14 protein-coding genes and 1 pseudogene are annotated in these 17236 nt (G+C 69.7%); 9 read left to right on the top strand and 6 right to left on the bottom strand.

Translation table 11 applies throughout. From position 1 onward, the window contains the following. Positions 1–110 precede the first annotated feature (110 nt). Together VF665_RS04055 and VF665_RS04050 are read right to left on the bottom strand one after the other, a co-directional pair. Positions 111–2738 carry an ABC transporter permease gene (locus tag VF665_RS04055; protein ID WP_331052128.1) on the bottom strand — a complete coding sequence of 876 codons (2628 nt, stop codon included), beginning with the start codon at positions 2736–2738 and terminating at the stop codon, positions 111–113. Next, positions 2735–3412 carry an ABC transporter ATP-binding protein gene (locus VF665_RS04050; protein WP_331052127.1) on the bottom strand — a complete coding sequence of 226 codons (678 nt, stop codon included), beginning with the start codon at positions 3410–3412 and terminating at the stop codon, positions 2735–2737. The genes VF665_RS04055 and VF665_RS04050 overlap by 4 nt, the downstream gene beginning before the upstream one ends. Between VF665_RS04050 and VF665_RS04045 the strand changes: the two genes are divergently transcribed. The 6 genes from VF665_RS04045 (at position 3405) to VF665_RS04025 (ending at position 6978) form a co-directional block, all read left to right on the top strand. After that, positions 3405–4136, top strand: a complete 732-nt coding sequence (locus tag VF665_RS04045; RefSeq protein ID WP_331052126.1) for an arylesterase — start codon at positions 3405–3407, stop codon at positions 4134–4136. The genes VF665_RS04050 and VF665_RS04045 overlap by 8 nt on opposite strands. Then, entirely contained in the window at positions 4073–4381 is a 309-nt protein-coding gene (locus VF665_RS25855) for a BrnT family toxin (RefSeq protein WP_349263096.1), read from the top strand. Before VF665_RS04045 ends, VF665_RS25855 begins: the two co-directional genes overlap by 64 nt. Before the next feature lie 285 nt (positions 4382–4666). Next, the gene (locus VF665_RS04040; protein ID WP_331052125.1) at positions 4667–5209 is read left to right on the top strand and encodes a YcxB family protein; all 543 of its coding nucleotides are present in this window, start codon (positions 4667–4669) and stop codon (positions 5207–5209) included. Between the two features lie 118 nt (positions 5210–5327). After that, positions 5328–5855, top strand: a complete 528-nt coding sequence (locus VF665_RS04035) for a DinB family protein (protein WP_331052124.1) — start codon at positions 5328–5330, stop codon at positions 5853–5855. 93 nt (positions 5856–5948) lie between these two features. After that, positions 5949–6401 carry a large conductance mechanosensitive channel protein MscL gene (gene mscL / locus VF665_RS04030; protein ID WP_331052123.1) on the top strand — a complete coding sequence of 151 codons (453 nt, stop codon included), beginning with the start codon at positions 5949–5951 and terminating at the stop codon, positions 6399–6401. Between the two features lie 298 nt (positions 6402–6699). Beyond that, positions 6700–6978, top strand: a complete 279-nt coding sequence (locus VF665_RS04025) for a hypothetical protein (protein ID WP_331052122.1) — start codon at positions 6700–6702, stop codon at positions 6976–6978. Between the two features lie 92 nt (positions 6979–7070). Here VF665_RS04025 and lpdA read toward each other — a convergent pair whose 3' ends face one another. Further along, on the bottom strand, positions 7071–8477 hold the full coding sequence (lpdA, locus tag VF665_RS04020; protein ID WP_331052121.1) for a dihydrolipoyl dehydrogenase: 1407 nt from the start codon (positions 8475–8477) through the stop codon (positions 7071–7073). Positions 8478–9020: 543 nt separating this feature from the next. Between lpdA and VF665_RS04015 the strand changes: the two genes are divergently transcribed. Then, positions 9021–9944 carry an endonuclease/exonuclease/phosphatase family protein gene (locus VF665_RS04015; RefSeq protein ID WP_331052120.1) on the top strand — a complete coding sequence of 308 codons (924 nt, stop codon included), beginning with the start codon at positions 9021–9023 and terminating at the stop codon, positions 9942–9944. A gap of 302 nt (positions 9945–10246) precedes the next feature. Here VF665_RS04015 and VF665_RS04010 read toward each other — a convergent pair whose 3' ends face one another. After that, positions 10247–11323: a hypothetical protein gene (locus VF665_RS04010; RefSeq protein WP_331052119.1), complete on the bottom strand. Its 1077-nt coding sequence runs from the start codon at positions 11321–11323 to the stop codon at positions 10247–10249. Between the two features lie 109 nt (positions 11324–11432). Further along, complete coding sequence (locus tag VF665_RS04005; protein WP_331052118.1) at positions 11433–13013, bottom strand: N-acetylmuramoyl-L-alanine amidase; 1581 nt, start codon at positions 13011–13013, stop codon at positions 11433–11435. Positions 13014–13607: 594 nt separating this feature from the next. Between VF665_RS04005 and VF665_RS04000 the strand changes: the two genes are divergently transcribed. Then, entirely contained in the window at positions 13608–13928 is a 321-nt protein-coding gene (locus VF665_RS04000; protein WP_331052117.1) for a hypothetical protein, read from the top strand. 159 nt (positions 13929–14087) lie between these two features. Here the strand turns inward: VF665_RS04000 and ppk1 are convergent, their stop codons facing one another. Further along, positions 14088–16325 carry a polyphosphate kinase 1 gene (gene ppk1, locus VF665_RS03995; protein ID WP_331052116.1) on the bottom strand — a complete coding sequence of 746 codons (2238 nt, stop codon included), beginning with the start codon at positions 16323–16325 and terminating at the stop codon, positions 14088–14090. A 623-nt stretch (positions 16326–16948) separates the two neighbouring features. On the opposite strand from ppk1, the pseudogene VF665_RS03990 reads away from it, so the two are divergent. Continuing rightward, a pseudogene (locus VF665_RS03990) lies at positions 16949–17236 on the top strand (hypothetical protein); the annotation flags it as partial.

The following is a 17236-nucleotide window of genomic DNA, read 5'->3' as shown; positions in this document are numbered from 1 at the left end:
CGGCCGGGTGAGGGCGCCGGCCGGGTGAGGGCGCCGGCCGGGTGAGGGCGCTGGCCGCACGCACCAACCTCGCCAGACCCACCCATCCATCCATCAACCCCGCCGGGTTCCTACTCCTCCCGCAGCGCCTCCAGCGGCGTGTGCCGGAACACCTCGCGGCTCGCGAGCAGCCCCACCACGGCGCTCATCGCCGTGACCCCCAGCGCCAGCCAGAGCAGCGGCAGCGCAGGGACGTGGAACTCCGACTGGAACACCCACTTCATCAGCGCCCAGCCCGCGCCCACCGCCAGCAGAATCCCGGCAAGGCTCGCCATCATCCCCAGCGCCGTGTACTCGGCGAACAGCACGCCGGCCACCTGCCTGCGCGTGGCGCCCAGCGTGCGCAGCAGCACGCTCTCGCGAATGCGCTGCAGCCGGCCCGTGAGCACCGCGCCCAGCAGCACGATGAACCCCGTCGCTACGCTGAACGCGGCCAGAAAGCGGATCACCGCGGCCACGCGCCCCAGCACCTCGTCCAGGGCGGCCTGAATGGCGGTCAGGTCCAGCACGGCGACGTTGCTGAAGCGCCGCACCACGTCGCGCTGCACGGTGGCGCGGGTGGGCGCGTCGGGCGCGCGGGCCAGCATCACCCACGTCTGCGGCGCCCCCTCCAGCACGGACGAGGGAAAGACGGCAAAGAAGTTGGGCTCCAGCCGCCCCCAGTCCACCTCGCGGAACGAACTGATGCGCGTGGGAATGCGCACCCCCTGCACGTCCCACACGATGGTGTCGCCCAGCGCGATGGCCAGGTCCTCGGCCACGGTGAGGTCCATCGACACCTCCGCCACCCCGCCAGCGTCCGCCCCGCCCCCGCCCGCGCGCCAGAACTTTCCTTCGCGCACCTTTTCCGACCGCACGAGCGTGTCGCGAAAGGTGGAGCGGTACTCGCGCCGCACCGCCCAGCGCTCCGGCTGGCCGTCGTTCCGCCGGGCACCCTTCTCCCGCCCCTTGGGCGGCCCCTGCTCCTCCTCGGGCGGTCCGTCCGCCTCGGAGTCCGGATTGTCCGGGGCCAGCACCGACGCATCCACGCCGTTGATGGAGTGGATGCGCATGGGGATGATGGGGGCGCGCTGCAGCACCGACGTCCCGCTGCCCCGCAGCAGCGAATCCACCCCGCGCTCCTGCTGGGCCTGCACGTCAAACAGCAGCAGGTTGCCCTGGCTGGCCGTGTTCACCTGCAGCGGCGCCAGCAGGTTCAGCTGCACCAGGTACACGGTCGCCAGCAGCCACACGCCGAAGCCCAGCGCCAGCACCACCACGCGCGTCTGGTTCCCCGGGCGGTACAGGTTGGCGATCCCCTGCCGCGTGGGATACGGCAGGCCGCGCCCCGGCGTGCGCCGCGCCAGCCACATCACCGTCCACGCGCTCAGCCACAGGGCGCCCAGCGTGGCCGCGATCCCCGCCGCGAAGCCCGCGCCGTTCCTCAACTCCCCGGCCTGAAAGATGACCAGGCCGACGATGCTCGCCGCCAGCAGCGCCCACCCGCCGAGCGTCCACGGGTCGCGTCCGCCCGTCCGCGGCTCCTCCTCCACCCGCCGGCGGATGGCCTGCAGCGGGCTGATGTGCCGCGTGGCCAGCAGCGGCAGCAGCGCGAAGGCGACCGCGATCCACACGCCGATCCCGATCCCCGTCGCCACGGCGGCCGGGCTCACCGCGGTCTGCACTTCCACGGGAAGCAGGTCCGCCAGCAGCCGCGGCAGCACCCACTGCACCGCCACCCCGATCGCCGTGCCGATGCCGGCGCCGATGAGCCCCATCACCCCCGCCTGCAGGAGGTAGATGAACAGCACCTGCGGCGCGGTGGCGCCCAGGCAGCGCAGCGTGGCCACCGTGTCGCGCTTCTGCGCCATGTACGCGCCCATCGCGCTCGCCACCCCGATGCCGCCCAGCAGCAGCGCAAAGGTGCCGATCAGCCCCAGAAACGACCCGAGCCGCCCCAGCGCCTCATCGAGGTCGCGCTGCTGGCCGGACGCGGTGCTGGCCCGCACCCGTTCCGCGCGGAACACGGGGCGGTGCGCCTCCACCCACCGCTCCGCCGCGCCCGCCTGCGGCAGCCGCGCGAACGCCTCGTACTCCACTCGGCTGCCGAACTGCACCAGCCTGGTTTCCGCCAGGTAGCGCGCGGGGATGTACAGCCGCGGCGCGAACAGCGCGCCCACGCCCACGGCCCCGGGCACCTTTTCCAGCGTGCCGATGATGGTGAAGCGCGCCTCCCCCAGCCGGATCATGTCCCCCACGCGCGCGTCCAGCGCCACGAGCAGCGCCGGGTCCACCAGCGCGTTGCGGCCGGCGTGCAGCCGGGCGTACTGGCCGGCGGGGGACGTCAGGATCTCGCCGTAGAAGGGGAACCCCGGCTCCACCGCGCGCACCTGCGCCAGCCGCGCCCCCGCCGTGCGCTCCGCGAGCGCCATCGAAGCAAAGGTGGTCACGCGCGCCACGGGGACGCGCGCGGCGCGAAGGGAGTCGATCAGCCGCTGCGTGCGCGGCCCCATCACCCGGTTGCTGCTCAGGCTCAGGTCGGCGCCCACGAACGACTTGGCCTGCTCGCGCACTCCAGACGCAAGGTTGGCGGCGAACGACTGCGTGGCCACCAGCGCCGCCACGCCCAGTGTGATGGAGGAGAGGAAGAGGAGCAGCCGGCGGCGCGCGAAACGGCTTTCCCGCCACGAGAGGGCAAACAGCGGCCGCAGTGCGCTCACGCCGCGCCCCGCTCGTCGCTCACCACGGCGCCGTCGGCCAGGCGGATCACGCGGCGCATCCGCGCGGCCAGCCCGCTGTCGTGCGTCACCAGCACCAGCGTGGTGCCCAGCTCGCGGTTCAGCTCCATCATCAGTTCCACGATGCGCTCGCCGGTGGCGGCATCCAGGTTGCCGGTGGGCTCGTCCGCGAACAGGATGGTGGGGCGGTGGATGAAGGCGCGGGCCAGCGCCACGCGCTGCTGCTCGCCCCCGGAAAGCTGCGTGGGATAGTGGTGCCCGCGCCCGCCCAGCCCCACGCGCCCCAGCAGTTCGTCCGCGCGCGCGGCGCCCCCGCCGGTGCCCGCCAGGTCCAGCGGCACCGCGACGTTTTCCCGCGCGGTCAGCGTGGGGATCAGCTGGAACGACTGAAACACGAAGCCGATCTTTTCCCGCCGCAGCCGGGCGCGGCCGTCTTCGCTCAGGGCGCCCATGTCGGTGCCGTCCAGCAGCACGCGGCCGCTGGTGGGGCGGTCCAGCCCGGCCAGCAGCCCCAGCAGGGTGGTCTTGCCGCTTCCGGACGGCCCCACGATGGCCACCGTCTCGCCGGGCTCCACCTGAAAGTGTACGTTTCGGAGAGCGGACAGCGGCTGCCCGCCGCTGCGATAGGTCTTCTGGAGATTGTCTGCGATGAGCATCGTGTCTTCTCTGCGCCGCGCGGGGCCCGCGCTGGCCCTGCTGGCCTTGATTGTCGGGTGCGGACGCCCGGATGGCAACAGGTCTGCCCAACGTTCGGCGGAGGGCACGAAGCCGTCCGACGCCACGCCGAGCCAGACGCGGCGCGTGGCGGTGTTCCTGGGCACCAGCCTTACGGACGGCTACGGGCTGGAGCGCAACGAGGCGTACCCCGCGCTCATCCAGCAGAAGATCGACTCGGCGGGGCTGGCGTGGAGCACGGTGAACGCCGGGCTCAGCGGCGAAAAGAGCGCGGGCGCGCGCGGCCGCATCGGATGGCTGCTGCGCATGCCGTTCGACGTGCTGGTGCTGGAGACGGGGGCCAACGACATGCTGCAGGGCACGGACGTGGACTCGCTGCGCGCCAACCTGCAGGCCATCGTCGACACCGTGCGCGCCGCGCGGCCCAATGCGCGCATCGTGCTGGTGGGGATGCGGGCCGCGCCCAACCTGGGGCGGGCGTACGTGGAGCGGTTCGATCCCACGTATCCAGAACTGGCCCAGCGCAACGGGCTTACCCTCATCCCCTTTCTGCTGGAGGGGGTGGCCGGCAACCGCGACCTGAACCTGGCCGACGGCGTGCATCCCAACGCGCGCGGCCATCGTATCGTCGCCGAGACCGTGTGGAAGACGCTGGAGCCCATCCTGCGCGGCGAGTCGCCGCCGCCCGCCCCGGCCGCAAGCTGACGCGGACGTACCCGAGCCGCCGCCGCGTGAACACATCTCGATTCCATGACCCGCTCTGCGCAACGGTCGAAGACGAGCGGCACTCAGGAGAGGAGACCCGGTACGTGCTCTTCGGGAGATCTGCCCGGGACCGCCTGCTGGCGGTGATGCACACAGACCGTGGGAAAACAATTCGAATCATCAGCGCGCGCCGAATGACAGGTCGCGAAAGCCGGGAGTACGCGAACGACTGGAGTGAATCATGAATGGAAACGGCATTCCGGACGACGAGATCCTGCCGGAGTACAGCCTCGCGGGCGCAGTGCGGGGCAAATACGCATACCCTTCACCGAAGGCACCAACCTCGTCCTGCTCGACCCGGACGTGGCCGAGATTTTCCCGGACGCCGAATCGGTGAACCGCGCGCTCCGGGCTCTCGCGCAGATCATCAGGGATCAGGCGCCTCGTTCGGCGGCGTGACGGAAGGGCAGGAACAGGGCGCCACCTGGATCCACAACCGCGGTGGCCACTGCCCCGAACAGTACGGAACAATGACGACGCAAACGGTTGATTCAGCCCCGCTGGACGTGCGCTTCGAGTGGAACCGGGCGGAGTTCCTGCGGTCGTGGGACGCGACCCATCGCCACTCACGCATTCTGCCGCCGTGGGTGGGGTGGGCGTTCCTGGCACTGTTGTACGCCAGCACGATCCGCAGGTACATCCAGACGCCGGCGGACGCGGTGCGGGTCGCCGCCATCACGGGCGCGATCCTGTTCGTCTGCTGGCTGATTCCGAACCTTGCCGCCCGGCAGCTCGCCAGGATGAAAGAGCGGGAGATCGGCCCGGATGGACGGTCCATCGTAACAACGTTCAGCGACCGGGGCGTGCGCCGGAGCAACGGCAAGGGCGACGCGTTCTTTGCGTGGGCCTCGCTCCGGCGCGTGGTGGAAACGGAAGAGTTCGTGCTGATCTTCTACCATTGGGGCAACGCGTTCTTCATCCCCCGCCGCACCATTGCGCCGCACACGCTCGCGGAACTGCGCGGGATCATCCGGCGCCATCTGCCCGGCAAGGCAACGCTGCTCCACGAGTGAGCGATCCCGTGCCGCGTCCCCCGCGCTGACCCCCTGCGCGGGCGCCCGGCCGGCTGCATCGTGGTACCGCGCGGCTCGCCCGGGCCGCGCCCGAACCCATCACCCCAATCGACACGCCATGACAGAGACCGCGACCACCACCGAGCACTCCATCGCCCGCACCGCGCTGGCGGACCTCGAGCCTGAACTGGCCGCCACCCGCCGCGTGCTGGAGCGCGTCCCCACCGACCAGCTGGGGTGGAAGCCGCACCCCAAGTCGTTCAGCATCGGCGATCTGGCTTCTCACGTGGCCAACCTGACCGGGTGGACCAGCGTCATTCTCACGAGCGATGAACTGGACCTCGCGACGCAGGGCAAGCAGTCGTCCCCGGAGAGCAGCGCCGCCATCCTGGCCATGTTCGACGAGAACGCGGCAGCCGTGCGCGGCGCCATCACCGGCGCGGCGGACGCGACCATGCAGGGGCAGTGGACGCTCCGCGTGGGCGATCACGTGATCCTGCAGATGCCGCGGGTGGCGGTGATCCGGTCGATGGTGCTGAACCACATCATCCACCACCGCGCGCAGATCGGCGTGTACCTGCGGATGCTGGACATCCCCGTTCCCGCCACCTACGGCCCCACCGCCGACGAGCAGTGGTCGGGCTGAGCGCATGAACGGCGGAGGGCGCCGGCCCGCGGCGCCCTCCGTGATCTCCCGCCCGTCCACATCCGTCCCACCCTTCCCCCTCCGGACAAGCCCATGCTGAGCGGATTCCGCTCCTTCATTGCGCGCGGCAACGTGATGGACCTGGCGGTCGGCATCGTGATCGGCGCCGCGTTCACCACCGTCGTCAAGTCGTTCGTGGACGACATCCTGATGCCGCCCATCGGCATGCTGCTGGGCGGCGTGGATTTCAGCGAGCTTTATCTTCCGCTGTCCGGCGAGCGCTTCGCCACCCGTGCCGCCGCGGTGGAGGCGGGCGCACCGATCATCAGCTACGGCGTGTTTCTGAACAACGTGCTCGCGTTCCTGATCACCGCGTTCGCCGTGTACCTGCTGGTGAAGTCATACGACCGGCTGCGCGCTCGCCAAGCCGCCGCGCCGCCCCAGCCGAGCGAAAAGGACTGCCCGTTCTGCCGGTCCCGCATCCACATCGCCGCCACGCGCTGCCCGGCGTGCACATCGGATCTGGGCGGCACCGTCCCGGCCTGAGCCTCCGCCCACGGCTGGCCAGGGTGCCGCGTGGGGAGGAAACGCGGTTTCGCGCCGCGAGAGCACCTATCGATCTGCCTGATCGACGAGGCACCGCGCATCTGGGCCACCTCTCTGTTTCGGACGATAATGGCACTGGAAATGCGGATTGCCGGGCCATCAGCCGTGCCCTCCATCGGTCGCCGTTGATGCCGGACAGCGGCCCCCTCAGCGAAGGGTGGCCGCGTGCCGCCGTCCATGACCCCGGACGGCAATCCTCCTCACCGCGCGCCCTTTGGGCCGCACCGCCCCGAATCCCATGAAGAAGCTAAAGCTGAATCTGGACCAGTTGCACGTGCAGTCGTACACCACCGGAACGGACGAAGCCGCGGGCCTCGGCACCGTGCAGGGCAACATGAGGGTGGCGCCGACCTCGGAGTGCGGCTACACGGAAGAGGAGTGCGTCCCCGGGGGAGGGGGAGGCGGGAGCGGCCAGACCTGCGGCTGCCCGGACACCTACGGCCAGTACACGTGCGACCCGTACCAGTGCGGCACCGACTACACCGTCAACTACACGTGCAACGGCTGTGGCGGCTGAGCGGATTGGTTGATCCGCAGTGACAGAACGCCGAACGGCCCCGGAGTGTGCTCCGGGGCCGTTCTCGTCCATCCACCGCGATCCGATCAGGATCAGATGTGCAGTGCGTGGCCCAGGGCGGCCAGCGCGGCCTCGCCGATGGCCTCGGAGAGCGTGGGGTGCGGATGGATCGCGCGGTCCATCTCCTCCACCGTGGTCTCCAGGTGCCGGCCCACCACGAACTCCGCGATCAGCTCCGTGGCGTGCGGGCCGACGATGTGCGCCCCCACCAGTTCGCTGTACTTCGTATCGCGGATCACCTTCACGAAGCCGTCCGTGTCGCCGGCGGTGAGCGCGCGCCCGTTGGCGATCCAGGGGAACTTGCCCACCTGGATGTCGATCCCCTGCGCGCGCGCCTGCTCCTCCGTGAGCCCCACGCTGGCGACTTCCGGGTGGCAGTAGGTGCAGTTGGGGATGTTGTTGTAGTCAATCCCCGCGTGCGGGTCGCCGTGAATGCCCAGGATGCACGCCACGCCCTCGTGCGATCCCTTGTGCGCCAGCAGCGGCGGCCCGGCCACGTCGCCGATGGCGTAGATGCCTTCCACGTTGGTGCGCATCCGCCGGTCCACGCCAATGAAGCCGCGCTCCGTAAGCTGCACGCCGGCCGACTCCAGCCCCAGGTCCGCCGTCAGCGGCACGCGGCCGATAGCGGAAAGCACGCGCTCCGCCTCGATGGTCTGCGTCTGCCCCTTGGCGTCGGTGATGGACAGCTTGACGCTGTCGGCGCCCACCTCGGCCTTGTCGAGCTTGACGTTGGTGAGGATCTGGATGCCGCGCTTCTTGTAGCTCTTTTCCACCACCGCGCTGCACTCGCGGTCTTCCAGCGGCAGAATGCGGTCGGCCATTTCAATGATGGTGACCTGCGTGCCGAACGCCGCGTACACGTCCGCGAACTCGCAGCCGATGGCGCCCGCGCCCACCACGGCCAGCGTCTTGGGCGCTTCCTTGGCCAGCATGGCGTCGGTGCTGTCCCACACGCGCTGGTGGTCGATCTTGAGGAACGGCAGGTCGCGCGGCTTGCTGCCGGTGGCGATGATGACGTGCTTGGCCGTCACCGTCTGCTTGGCGCCGCCGTCCTTGGGCGTCACTTCTACCTTGCCCTTGCCGGCCAGGCGGCCGCGTCCGGGGAAGTGGGTGACCTTGTTCTTCTTGAACAGCCCCTGCACGCCCTTGGTGAGCCGTTCGCTCACCTGGCGCGAGCGCTTTACGGCCTGCGCCATGTCGGTCTTGATCTCGCCCACGTTCACGCCGAAGTCGGCGGCGTGCCCCAGGTGCGTGATCATGGCCGCGCTCTCCAGCAGCGCCTTGGTGGGGATGCACCCCCAGTTCAGGCAGACGCCGCCGGGGTTGTCTTCCTCAATGCACGCCACCTTGTATCCGAGCTGCGCCGCCTTGATGGCCGCCACGTAGCCGCCGGGGCCGGCGCCGATCACCACGATGTCGAAGTTGTTGTCCGCCAACGCTCACCTCTGCTGTGCGAGTGGATCGCAGGTGCGCCGCGCCGGAGTGTCGGAACGAGGCCGGCCGCGGGGCGGAGCAAACTACGATTGGCGGTGCGCGCGGGCAACAACGCGCGGGCGGGGGAGTGACTGAAAAAAGATCGGGGTACAGAGGAACAGAGAACGGCCAGAGATACAGAGGACCGCACAGGGCTCCTCTGCATCTCTGGCTTTTCTCTGTTCCTCTGCGACTTTCGCTTTTTTGTTGTTTACGAGCCGGAACGGAAGAAGAGATGGCAGGAGCAAGAATGGGAGCCGTGTCCCATCCTCCCTCTTCGGCTGATCGTAGCACGTTCGCGCCCCGGCCAACCCGCGTTTCCGGCGAGGCTCGAACGCAGCGGCCGACTCGTGGAGCGTGCAGAGTTCGAAGGCGGGTGTACATTCCGGAAGGCCGCGGAGCGCCTGGCCTTCTTCGCCCGGAATCAGTGTGCACCCGTGTCAACGACGAGAGCAGGAACGCGCCCTCAGGCGGGTGCAGGATACGCCGGGATTTCGGGCGGCGGGATGCTGGAGGCGGGCGCCCTGGCAACCGGTGGAGGATTGTGGCTGGCATCGCTGCTCGCCTTCGCGGGCGGCGCATGGTGGCCGCTGGACCTGCTCGCGCATTTCCGCGTGCAGTATCTGGTTCTCGCCACGGTTCTCGCCGCCCTCTGCCTTCTCGCACGGCGTAGACGGACGGGGATGGTGATCGGTGCGTGCGCGGCGCTGAACGCGGCGGTGGTGCTGCCCTACCTGGTCCCGTCGCGTCCGGAGCCGGTGGCCGCCAGGGCCAAGCTCATCTCCATGAACGTGCTGACGAGCAACCCCGACCACGATGCGGTGCGGCGCTTCGTCCGCAGGGAACGGCCCGACCTGCTGCTGTTGATGGAGGTGGACGAACGCTGGATGCAGGACATGGCGGACCTGCGCCGCGAGTACCCGTACGGCGTGGTGGAGGCGCGGAGCGACAACTTCGGGATCGCTCTGCTGAGCCGGCATCCCTGTTCACGTTGCGAGGTGGTGCACCTCGGGCCCGACCGGCTGCCGAGCGTGGTGGGCGAGTTCATGATGCCGGATCGAGTTACCCTCGTGGGGACGCACCCGCTCCCACCGCTGGGTTCGGAGCGCGCGCGGAGCCACGATCTGCACCTCCGTGCTGTTGGAGACTACATCGCCCGGGTGCAGGGCCCCGTGATTCTGGCCGGCGACCTGAACACCACGCCGTGGTCCGCCCGGTTCAGGCGGCTGCTGGGGCGCACGGGCCTTCGCGACAGCGGCGCCGGCCATGGCGTGGGCCGCACCTGGCCGGCCGACAACGCGCTGCTGGGCATCACCATCGACCATTTTCTCTCCACGGGCGGCGTGCACGTGACCCGCCGCGAGCGCGGACCGAACGTCGGCAGCGACCACTTTCCGCTGATCGTGGAGTTTGCGCTTGGAAGTGACTGACTGGAATCATCCACAACCGCAACTGCCCTCACGCGAAGGACGCGGGAGGCGCAGAGGTCGCGGAGAGTGTGGCGCGAACCCAGGCCGATCAGGCGGGCGGCGGCCGACTGTACGAGCCGCATCCAGTTGGCGGAAGTGGTGAGCGCGCGGCGAACCGTGGAGTGCGTACCCGGTGCTCCCCTCAACCGCGTGCGGGAGAGGGCTGGGGGGAACCGGCGCGGACCCGCGCTGTCCACCCGTCCATCTTTTTCTCCTGCATCCTTCCGTGACGGCCATTCCGGATCTTCCGGGATCGCGAACGATCAACGAATCCAGCGCGGGAGCCAGTCCGCGCCCGGAGTGCGCACGAGGGTGAAGGACGCTCCGCCGTCCGAGCGCACCACGCGGATGTCGGATTCCGCGCCGCGGCTCGCCGTGTAGGCGATGTGCCGCCCGTTCGGCGACCACGCGGGCGCCGAGGCGGACTCGCCGGCCGGGCTGATGACCGCCCGCCGGCCCGTGCGCAGGTCTGTGACCGCGATGCGCGAGCCCTCGCCCGCTCGGATGGTGTGCGCCACGCGCGTGCCGTCCGGCGACCACGCGGGCTCGGCTTCCTGCGCGGTGTCCGCGGCCGTGTTCAGCGCTCGGAAGCCGACACCGTCCGCGCCCACCAGGTACACCCGGTCGCGCCCGCCCCGGTTGCTGATGAACGCGATCCGCCGCCCGTCCGGCGACCAGCGCGGCGCCCAGTCATCCGTGTGGAACGCGGTCAGCCGCTGCACGCCGCTCCCATCCATCCGCATGCGGTAGATCTCCGCGTCCCCGTCGCGGCTGCTGACGAACGCGATCCACTCCCCGTCCGGCGAAACGGCGGGGTCGTAGTTGCCCTGCGGATTGTCCGTCAGCCGCTGCAGCCCGCTTCCATCGCGCCGCATGCGGTACAGGTCGCGAAAGCTGGCCGTGTCGGACTCGAAGACGATCCACGACCCGTCCGGCGACCAAGCCGGCGAACGCACCCGCGCGCTCACCGGCCCCAGGCTGCGCGCCCGCCCGTTTCCATCCAGCGGAAGCAGGGCCATCCGCTCCGTCGTGTTCTTGTCATCCCCCGACACCGACACGACCAGCAGCGCGCGGCCGTCCGGCGACACGGCGCCCGGATAGTCCGCCGACGCGCTGTTGGTCAGGCGCCGCGGATCGGAGCCGTCGGCCCGCACGGCGTACACCTCCGCCTGCCCGTCGCGCTCTGAGACGAAGATGATCTGCCCGGCCAGCGCCTTCCGTTCCGCGCGGCGCATGTCGTCCACGGGCGCGCCCGGCTCGGCGGAACGCGCGTCGCGGCATCCGCCCGCCATCCACACGGCGGCCAGGAGAAGAAGCGAGGATCGGGGCATCGTCGTCATCAACAGAACACCGGAACGGCGGTGGAAAGGGAAGGAACCGCCCGCCGCGCTCCATCTCCCCCGGCCGGCATGCACCGGGGGAGACGGACTGCGTACAGGCGGGGATGGATCAGCGGACGCGGATGGCGTCGGCGATGACCACGTAGCCGTCCGTGGTCCACCGGCTCAGCACCACCTTGTTCCACCCGGCGGTGAAGTTCCACGTGCCCAGCGCGTTCCACCGGCCGCCGTTCAGCTGCTGGTTGGCGCTCACGCGGCCCACTTCGGTGCCCCCGGCGTTGTAGACGATGAACGGCGCCGCGGCCGCGCGGTTGGTCCCCGCCGTCCACCAGGCGTCGATGGTCCTGGAGCCGCTGGCCGACAGGTAGAACCAGAAGGTCGCCCCGTCCGAAACCGGCGAGGTGGCCGCGAACGAGTAGCCGCTCCCGTAGTAGCCGCTGGTGCCCGACGACGCCGTCCAGCTGGCGGACGACTCAAACCGGCCGGTGGCGCTGTTGTTGGAGCCGTTGTCGTTGTCCACCACGAAGCCCGCGGTGGCGCCGCAGGCGGCGTTGATGCGGTTCAGGTAGTCCGTCCACGGCCAGTTGGGGCCCGGGTCCGAGCGGTTGTAAGGCTGCAGCTGGCCGTGGCCTACAAAGTGGTAGCGGTCGCGAGGAATCGCGTACGCCTTGCTCAGGTCGCAGGACAGGCGCGCCGACGCGTCCAGCTGCCCGGAGGGAAAGCTGGTCTGCGACGCGAAGCCGCCGTGCTCGATGCCGACGGTGAAGTTGTTGCTGCTGTAGCCGTTGAGCCCGCAGAGGGTGCTGCCGTTGAGCGAGCAGTCGTACGTGGCGGCGATGTGCCAGGCGCGGCTGCTTTCACGCACGAGCTGCGAGATCTCACTGCCGCTCTCGTTCACCACGTAGTGTGCGCTGGCCTGCGCGTCCGTGTTGGTGAGCCAGCTCCAGCAGCTGGCGTACGAGCCTTCGCAGGTGTGGATGATGACCAGCTGCACGCCGCCCAGCGAGCCCGAGGGGCGCGTGTTGTAGTTGGGCGAGGGGCGCCAGATGGTGCCGGCCACCGGATAGTCCGGCGCCACGGCCAGCGTGGCGCCGTCGGGCGGGGGAGCGAACGCGGCCCGCACCTGCACGGGCATGATGGAGGCGACCAGCGAACCGGTGCCGGTCTGGCCCACCACGCCGCGGTTCATGGTGGCGTACACCTCGTTGTGCACGTACATGGACTGCGCGTCCTGCCGGCCGATGCCGCTGTAGCGCGCCACCACCGGCCCCCACGCGGCCAGGTCCGTGGCCGCGATCCCCGCCTCGCGCGCCCACGCGCCCAGCAGCGCAGCGGCCGCGCGCACGTTGGCCCGCGCCGACTCCTTCACCTGCCGCTCGGTGACGCCGGCCAGCGCGGCGCCCTGCGCCACCCGCGCGCCCCGCAGCGCCATGACGCCGAATGCCGGCTCCTGGCCCGGGAACTCCGACTCGCCGCGCACCATCTGCCAGCGCGTCTCCACGTAGCCCACCGCCTTGAGCAGCGGCGCGGGCACGCCGAACTCCTCTGCGGCCTGGTTGAAGATGGCGTCCAGCTGCTGCTCGGTGGCCGCTTCGGGGGGAGCGGCGCGCGACGCGGTGGGCGCATCGCCGCAGGCCGCGAGGGTGGCCGCAGCCAGAGCGGCCACGGCCAGAGTGTGGAACTTGAACATCCGTCCTCCGGGGTGTGTGGAGTCGCGCAGGGGAGCACGCGAAGGCGGAATGGGGTCGTTCGGGCAACGTACCCTGAGTTCTGCCCAAAAAGGAGAGACGCAAAAGGTATGCACGGCAGGGCAGCCGGATTGGTCGTCCGCGTAACTGTATACGGAACTCCCGGATACGGAAACAGATGCTTGCAGTGAACAGGGCGGGCCGGATTCGCCCCGCCGCACCGAACTGGTTCAACGAAAGGTGCGCCACCGCTTTGGGCACGGCCGCGACGGCTTGCCCGGATTCCGGCGGTAAATATCCAATTCAGAATCGTAGCAGATTCCGCGCGGACCAGAGTGCCGCGACGACATGGACTCGCGCGAAGGAGCATGGTGCTGGTGCCACGATTGAACGTGCAGGGCTCATCAGCATCAGACCAGCGCCACGCCCCGCCGCGCCGCTCCCTTTGCGCAGATACGTTTTGCCGTTAGCTTCCGGCGGTAAACATACGATCACCGTCAACGGTTGCGTCCACGCGGACCGTGTGTGCCGGAAACGGCGGATTCCTGGTGTGCTCTCCGGGCATGCTGCTTCCGACCGTCTAACGAGGCAGGCCAATGCAGGACTCTCAGATCCGTCCCGAACCGCCGCCGATGGCACGGCGCTTCAACCTGGCCGTCATCGCGATCGCCTTCAGTGCGGTGCTCTCGTTTCACCTGTGGCTCGCGTGGTACGCGCTGCAGTCAGATGGGCCTGGGGCAGCCACCCGCCTTCTTGCGATCTGCGGCGTGATCGCCGGCTGCGCACTCTTTCTTCTCGCTGTCCATCGAGCGTGGACGACCGGCCTACCTCTGCAGCGGTCGAGATTGCCAGCCTGCGCGATCGCCTGCATGGCGGCCGGCGCGGCGGCACTGATCATCGACACATTTCTGGCCTGATCAGCAGAAGGCTTTGATCAACACAGAACGACCCTGGTCTTGGTGGACCAGGGTCGTTCTCGTTGGCGGGTGGGCCGGGTTCACCTCCCTGCCCGGAACATGAGGTGCTTCTCTCCTCTGTGTCTCTGCGCCTCTGTTGGAGATTTCGTTTCCAGCGGATCACACGCTCAACTCCCAGGGACGCGCAGCCTGGGCGCGGCTGCGGGCCACGGCGTCGCGCATCAGCACGTCCTGGTAGTTCACCTCCGGCTCGCCGGGCGCGGGGCGGCGCTGCACGTACTGCCCGTCGCCGTTCAGCTCCCACGACAGCCGGTTGTCGTTCAGCGCAAAGTGCAGCACGTCGATCAGGCGGCTGCGCAGGGCGCCATCCACCACGGGGACGAGCGTCTCCACCCGCTCGTTCAGGTTGCGGCCGCGCCAGTCCGCGCTCCCCATGAAGATCTCCGGGTCGCCCCCGTTGCCAAAGAAGAAGATGCGGTCGTGCTCCAGAAAGCGGCCCACGATGCTCGTCACCCGGATGTTCTCGCTGAACCCCGGCAGCCCCGGCCGCAGCCGCGTGTGCCCGCGGATGACCAGGTCCACCTTGACCCCCGCCTGCGACGCGCGGTACAGCTCCACGATCATCCCGAAGTCGTCCAGCGCGTTCATCTTGGCGATCACGCGCCCGGTGCCGCCGGACTGCTGGATCTCCACCTCGCGGCGGATGCGCTCCTGAAATACGCGCCGCATGTCGCGCGGGGCGACCACCAGCCGGTCGTAGTTCTGGTCCGGCGCGTACCCCGTGAGAAAGTGGAAAAAGTTGACAAGGTCGCGCCCGATCTCCGGGTCCGCCGTCAGCAGGCCGAAGTCGGTGTACAGCCGCGTCGTCTTTGCGTGGTAGTTGCCGGTGCCCACGTGGCAGTAGGTGCGCGGCTTTCCTTCTTCCAGCCGCACGATGAGCGTCACCTTGGAGTGCGTCTTGAGCCCCACGAGACCGTAGGTGACGTGCACGCCCGCATCTTCCATCATCTGCGCGCCGACGATGTTATTCGCTTCGTCAAAGCGCGCCGTCACCTCCACCAGCACGGCTACCTGCTTGCCCCGCTCCGCCGCGCGCAGCAGCGCCTGCACCACCGGCGACTGCCCGCCGGTGCGGTACAGCGTCATCTTGATGGCGAGCACGTGCGGGTCGTCCGCGGCCTCGTCCAGCAGGCGCTGCACGCTGGCGGTAAACGATTCGTAGGGATGGTGCACCAGCACGTCGCCGCGCCGCACGATGGCAAAGATGTTCCGCTCGTCCTCCGTTTCTCCCTCGTGCTGCAGCGCCTCGGGAACGACCGGCTCCCAGCTGTCGTAGCGGAACGGCGCCAGGTCAAGGTCCGCCAGCGTGGTGCAGTCCGCATGGTCCAGCATGTCGGCGGACTCGTACACGTCGGCGTCGTCCAGCTCCAGTTCGCGGCACAGCAGCTCGCGCACCTCCGGAGGCATCCCCCGCTCCACCTCCAGCCGCACCACGGGCGCGAACCGGCGCTCGCGCAGCTCTTCGCTGATCAGGGCCAGCAGGTCCTCTGATTCGTCGTCGTCGCGGTCCACGTCGGCGTTGCGGGTCACACGGAACGCGCTGGCGCTCAGCACCTCCATTCCCGGAAACAGCTCGGCCACGTTGGCCTGCACCAGCTGCTCCACGGGAACGAACTGGTGCGCGTGTGGCGACTCCGGCACCGGCACCCACCGCCCCTGCGTGGTGGGCACCTTGATGCGCGCAAAGTGCATGGTGTTGCGCGCGGAGTGCCGCATCAGCACGGCCAGCGAAAGGCTCAGGTTGCTGATGAAGGGGAACGGGTGGCCGGGGTCCACGGCCAGCGGGGTGAGGACGGGATAGATGTTCTCGCGGAAGTAGCGGGTGAGCGCGCCGCGCTGGCCTCCCGTCAGCTCGTGCCAGTCGCTCACCACCACGTCGGCCTCGGAGCGCAGCAGCGGCCGCAGCTCGCGGTCCCACGCATGGGCCAGCGCCGCGTACATCTCACTGGCCGCGTCGGTGATCATGGACAGCTGCTCGCCGGGCGTCCGTCCGTCCAGCGAGCGCGTCTGCACCCCCGCGGCCAGCTGCCGCTTGAGGCCGCCCACGCGCTTTTGAAAGAACTCGTCCAGGTTGCTGCTGGTGATGGCCAGAAAGCGCACCCGCTCCAGCAGCGGCGTGCGCGCGTCGCGCCCCTGCTGCAGCACGCGCCAGTTGAAGTCCAGCAGCCCCAGTTCGCGGTTGAAGTACAGCGACGGGTGCTCCAGCGTGGCGTCGGGCGGCACCTCCTGCGCGCGCACGGCGCGGGGAAGCAGCGGCGTCACGGTCGGCGGCCCGGGATCAGGCTGGGCCGCGGGGGAGGTGGCCAGCGGCTCGGCGGGTGCGGCGTGCGAATGCATTCAGGCAAGGCAGTGCGGTTCGGAGCGCCCCGCCGGCGGCGGGGCGCAGCCCGGAAAATGCCGCCGCGCCCGGCGCGGGGCAATGCGGCGCGGCAGCCGGAAGGGCCGTCGACACGCGCCCGTCATCCATCCCCGCGCGGGCTGCAGGCCACCCCGGGGCCAGCTTCGGGGCAGCGAGGCGGGGCGCCGGCGGCGATCGTTACAGATGGACAGATTACACCACCGCTGGCGTAAACTGGTGCACAACGCACTTTTTCGGAGTATATTCGAACCGTGGCGCGGAGCAGCGGGCTCCCGGAGCACCGCTTCACGCGCACCCGTTCCCGTCCGCAATGCGCCACCGCCGGAGCGAAGTGGACGGCTCCGGGAGGGGCGGCGTGCACGCCCGTCCACTCCGTGCGCGCCACCGCCCGAACCATTTGCCAGAGGGCCGTTTGGGCCTGAACACTCTGTAAACCGGGCCGGGAAAAGTGACGTAAGTGCACACCCTCTGCGCAGTTAGGAAGGGTGTCCGGCCACTTGCTTCGGGTTTTGTTCGGTAGTAGATTAGGTGGCAGAACAGCGCGGACCACTGCCCTGGTTCCACCCCGGAAGGGACGTTCGAGAAAAGGAAGGCACGGACGATGAGCAACGATACCCGAAGCGCCACCATCAAGCACCTTCGCGAGACCGCCCAGGCCCGCGTGGAGAACACCTCCCTGCGCAGCGTGGCCCGCGAAATCGGCATGAGCCCCACCGGGCTCAAGAAGTTCCTGCAGGGCACGGCGCCGTACTCGCCCACGCTCCGCCGGCTGCGCACCTGGTTCGTGCAGTACGCGGCCATGCAGGGCGGCGCCGTGCGGCGGGAGGAAGCGTCCGCCGCGCTGTCGGTGCTGGTGCACGACCTGTCGCCGGACCCGCGTCGCGAGGCG

It is taken from the genome of Longimicrobium sp. (genome assembly GCF_036387355.1).
Taxonomy (GTDB): domain Bacteria; phylum Gemmatimonadota; class Gemmatimonadetes; order Longimicrobiales; family Longimicrobiaceae; genus Longimicrobium.
The sequence above is the reverse complement of the archived record's forward strand: the minus strand, read 5'-3'. Positions and strand labels throughout refer to the sequence as shown.

Excerpts from the sequence above, each read along its gene's own strand:
- VF665_RS04045 (WP_331052126.1), top strand. The coding sequence starts at position 3,405 with ATGAGCATCGTGTCTTCTCTGCGCCGCGCGGGGCCCGCGCTGGCCCTG.
- VF665_RS04050 (WP_331052127.1), bottom strand. The coding sequence starts at position 3,412 with ATGCTCATCGCAGACAATCTCCAGAAGACCTATCGCAGCGGCGGGCAG.
- VF665_RS04040 (WP_331052125.1), top strand. The coding sequence starts at position 4,667 with ATGACGACGCAAACGGTTGATTCAGCCCCGCTGGACGTGCGCTTCGAG.
- VF665_RS04035 (WP_331052124.1), top strand. The coding sequence starts at position 5,328 with ATGACAGAGACCGCGACCACCACCGAGCACTCCATCGCCCGCACCGCG.
- mscL (WP_331052123.1), top strand. The coding sequence starts at position 5,949 with ATGCTGAGCGGATTCCGCTCCTTCATTGCGCGCGGCAACGTGATGGAC.
- VF665_RS04025 (WP_331052122.1), top strand. The coding sequence starts at position 6,700 with ATGAAGAAGCTAAAGCTGAATCTGGACCAGTTGCACGTGCAGTCGTAC.
- VF665_RS04015 (WP_331052120.1), top strand. The coding sequence starts at position 9,021 with ATGCTGGAGGCGGGCGCCCTGGCAACCGGTGGAGGATTGTGGCTGGCA.
- VF665_RS04010 (WP_331052119.1), bottom strand. The coding sequence starts at position 11,323 with ATGACGACGATGCCCCGATCCTCGCTTCTTCTCCTGGCCGCCGTGTGG.
- VF665_RS04005 (WP_331052118.1), bottom strand. The coding sequence starts at position 13,013 with ATGTTCAAGTTCCACACTCTGGCCGTGGCCGCTCTGGCTGCGGCCACC.
- VF665_RS04000 (WP_331052117.1), top strand. The coding sequence starts at position 13,608 with ATGCAGGACTCTCAGATCCGTCCCGAACCGCCGCCGATGGCACGGCGC.
- ppk1 (WP_331052116.1), bottom strand. The coding sequence starts at position 16,325 with ATGCATTCGCACGCCGCACCCGCCGAGCCGCTGGCCACCTCCCCCGCG.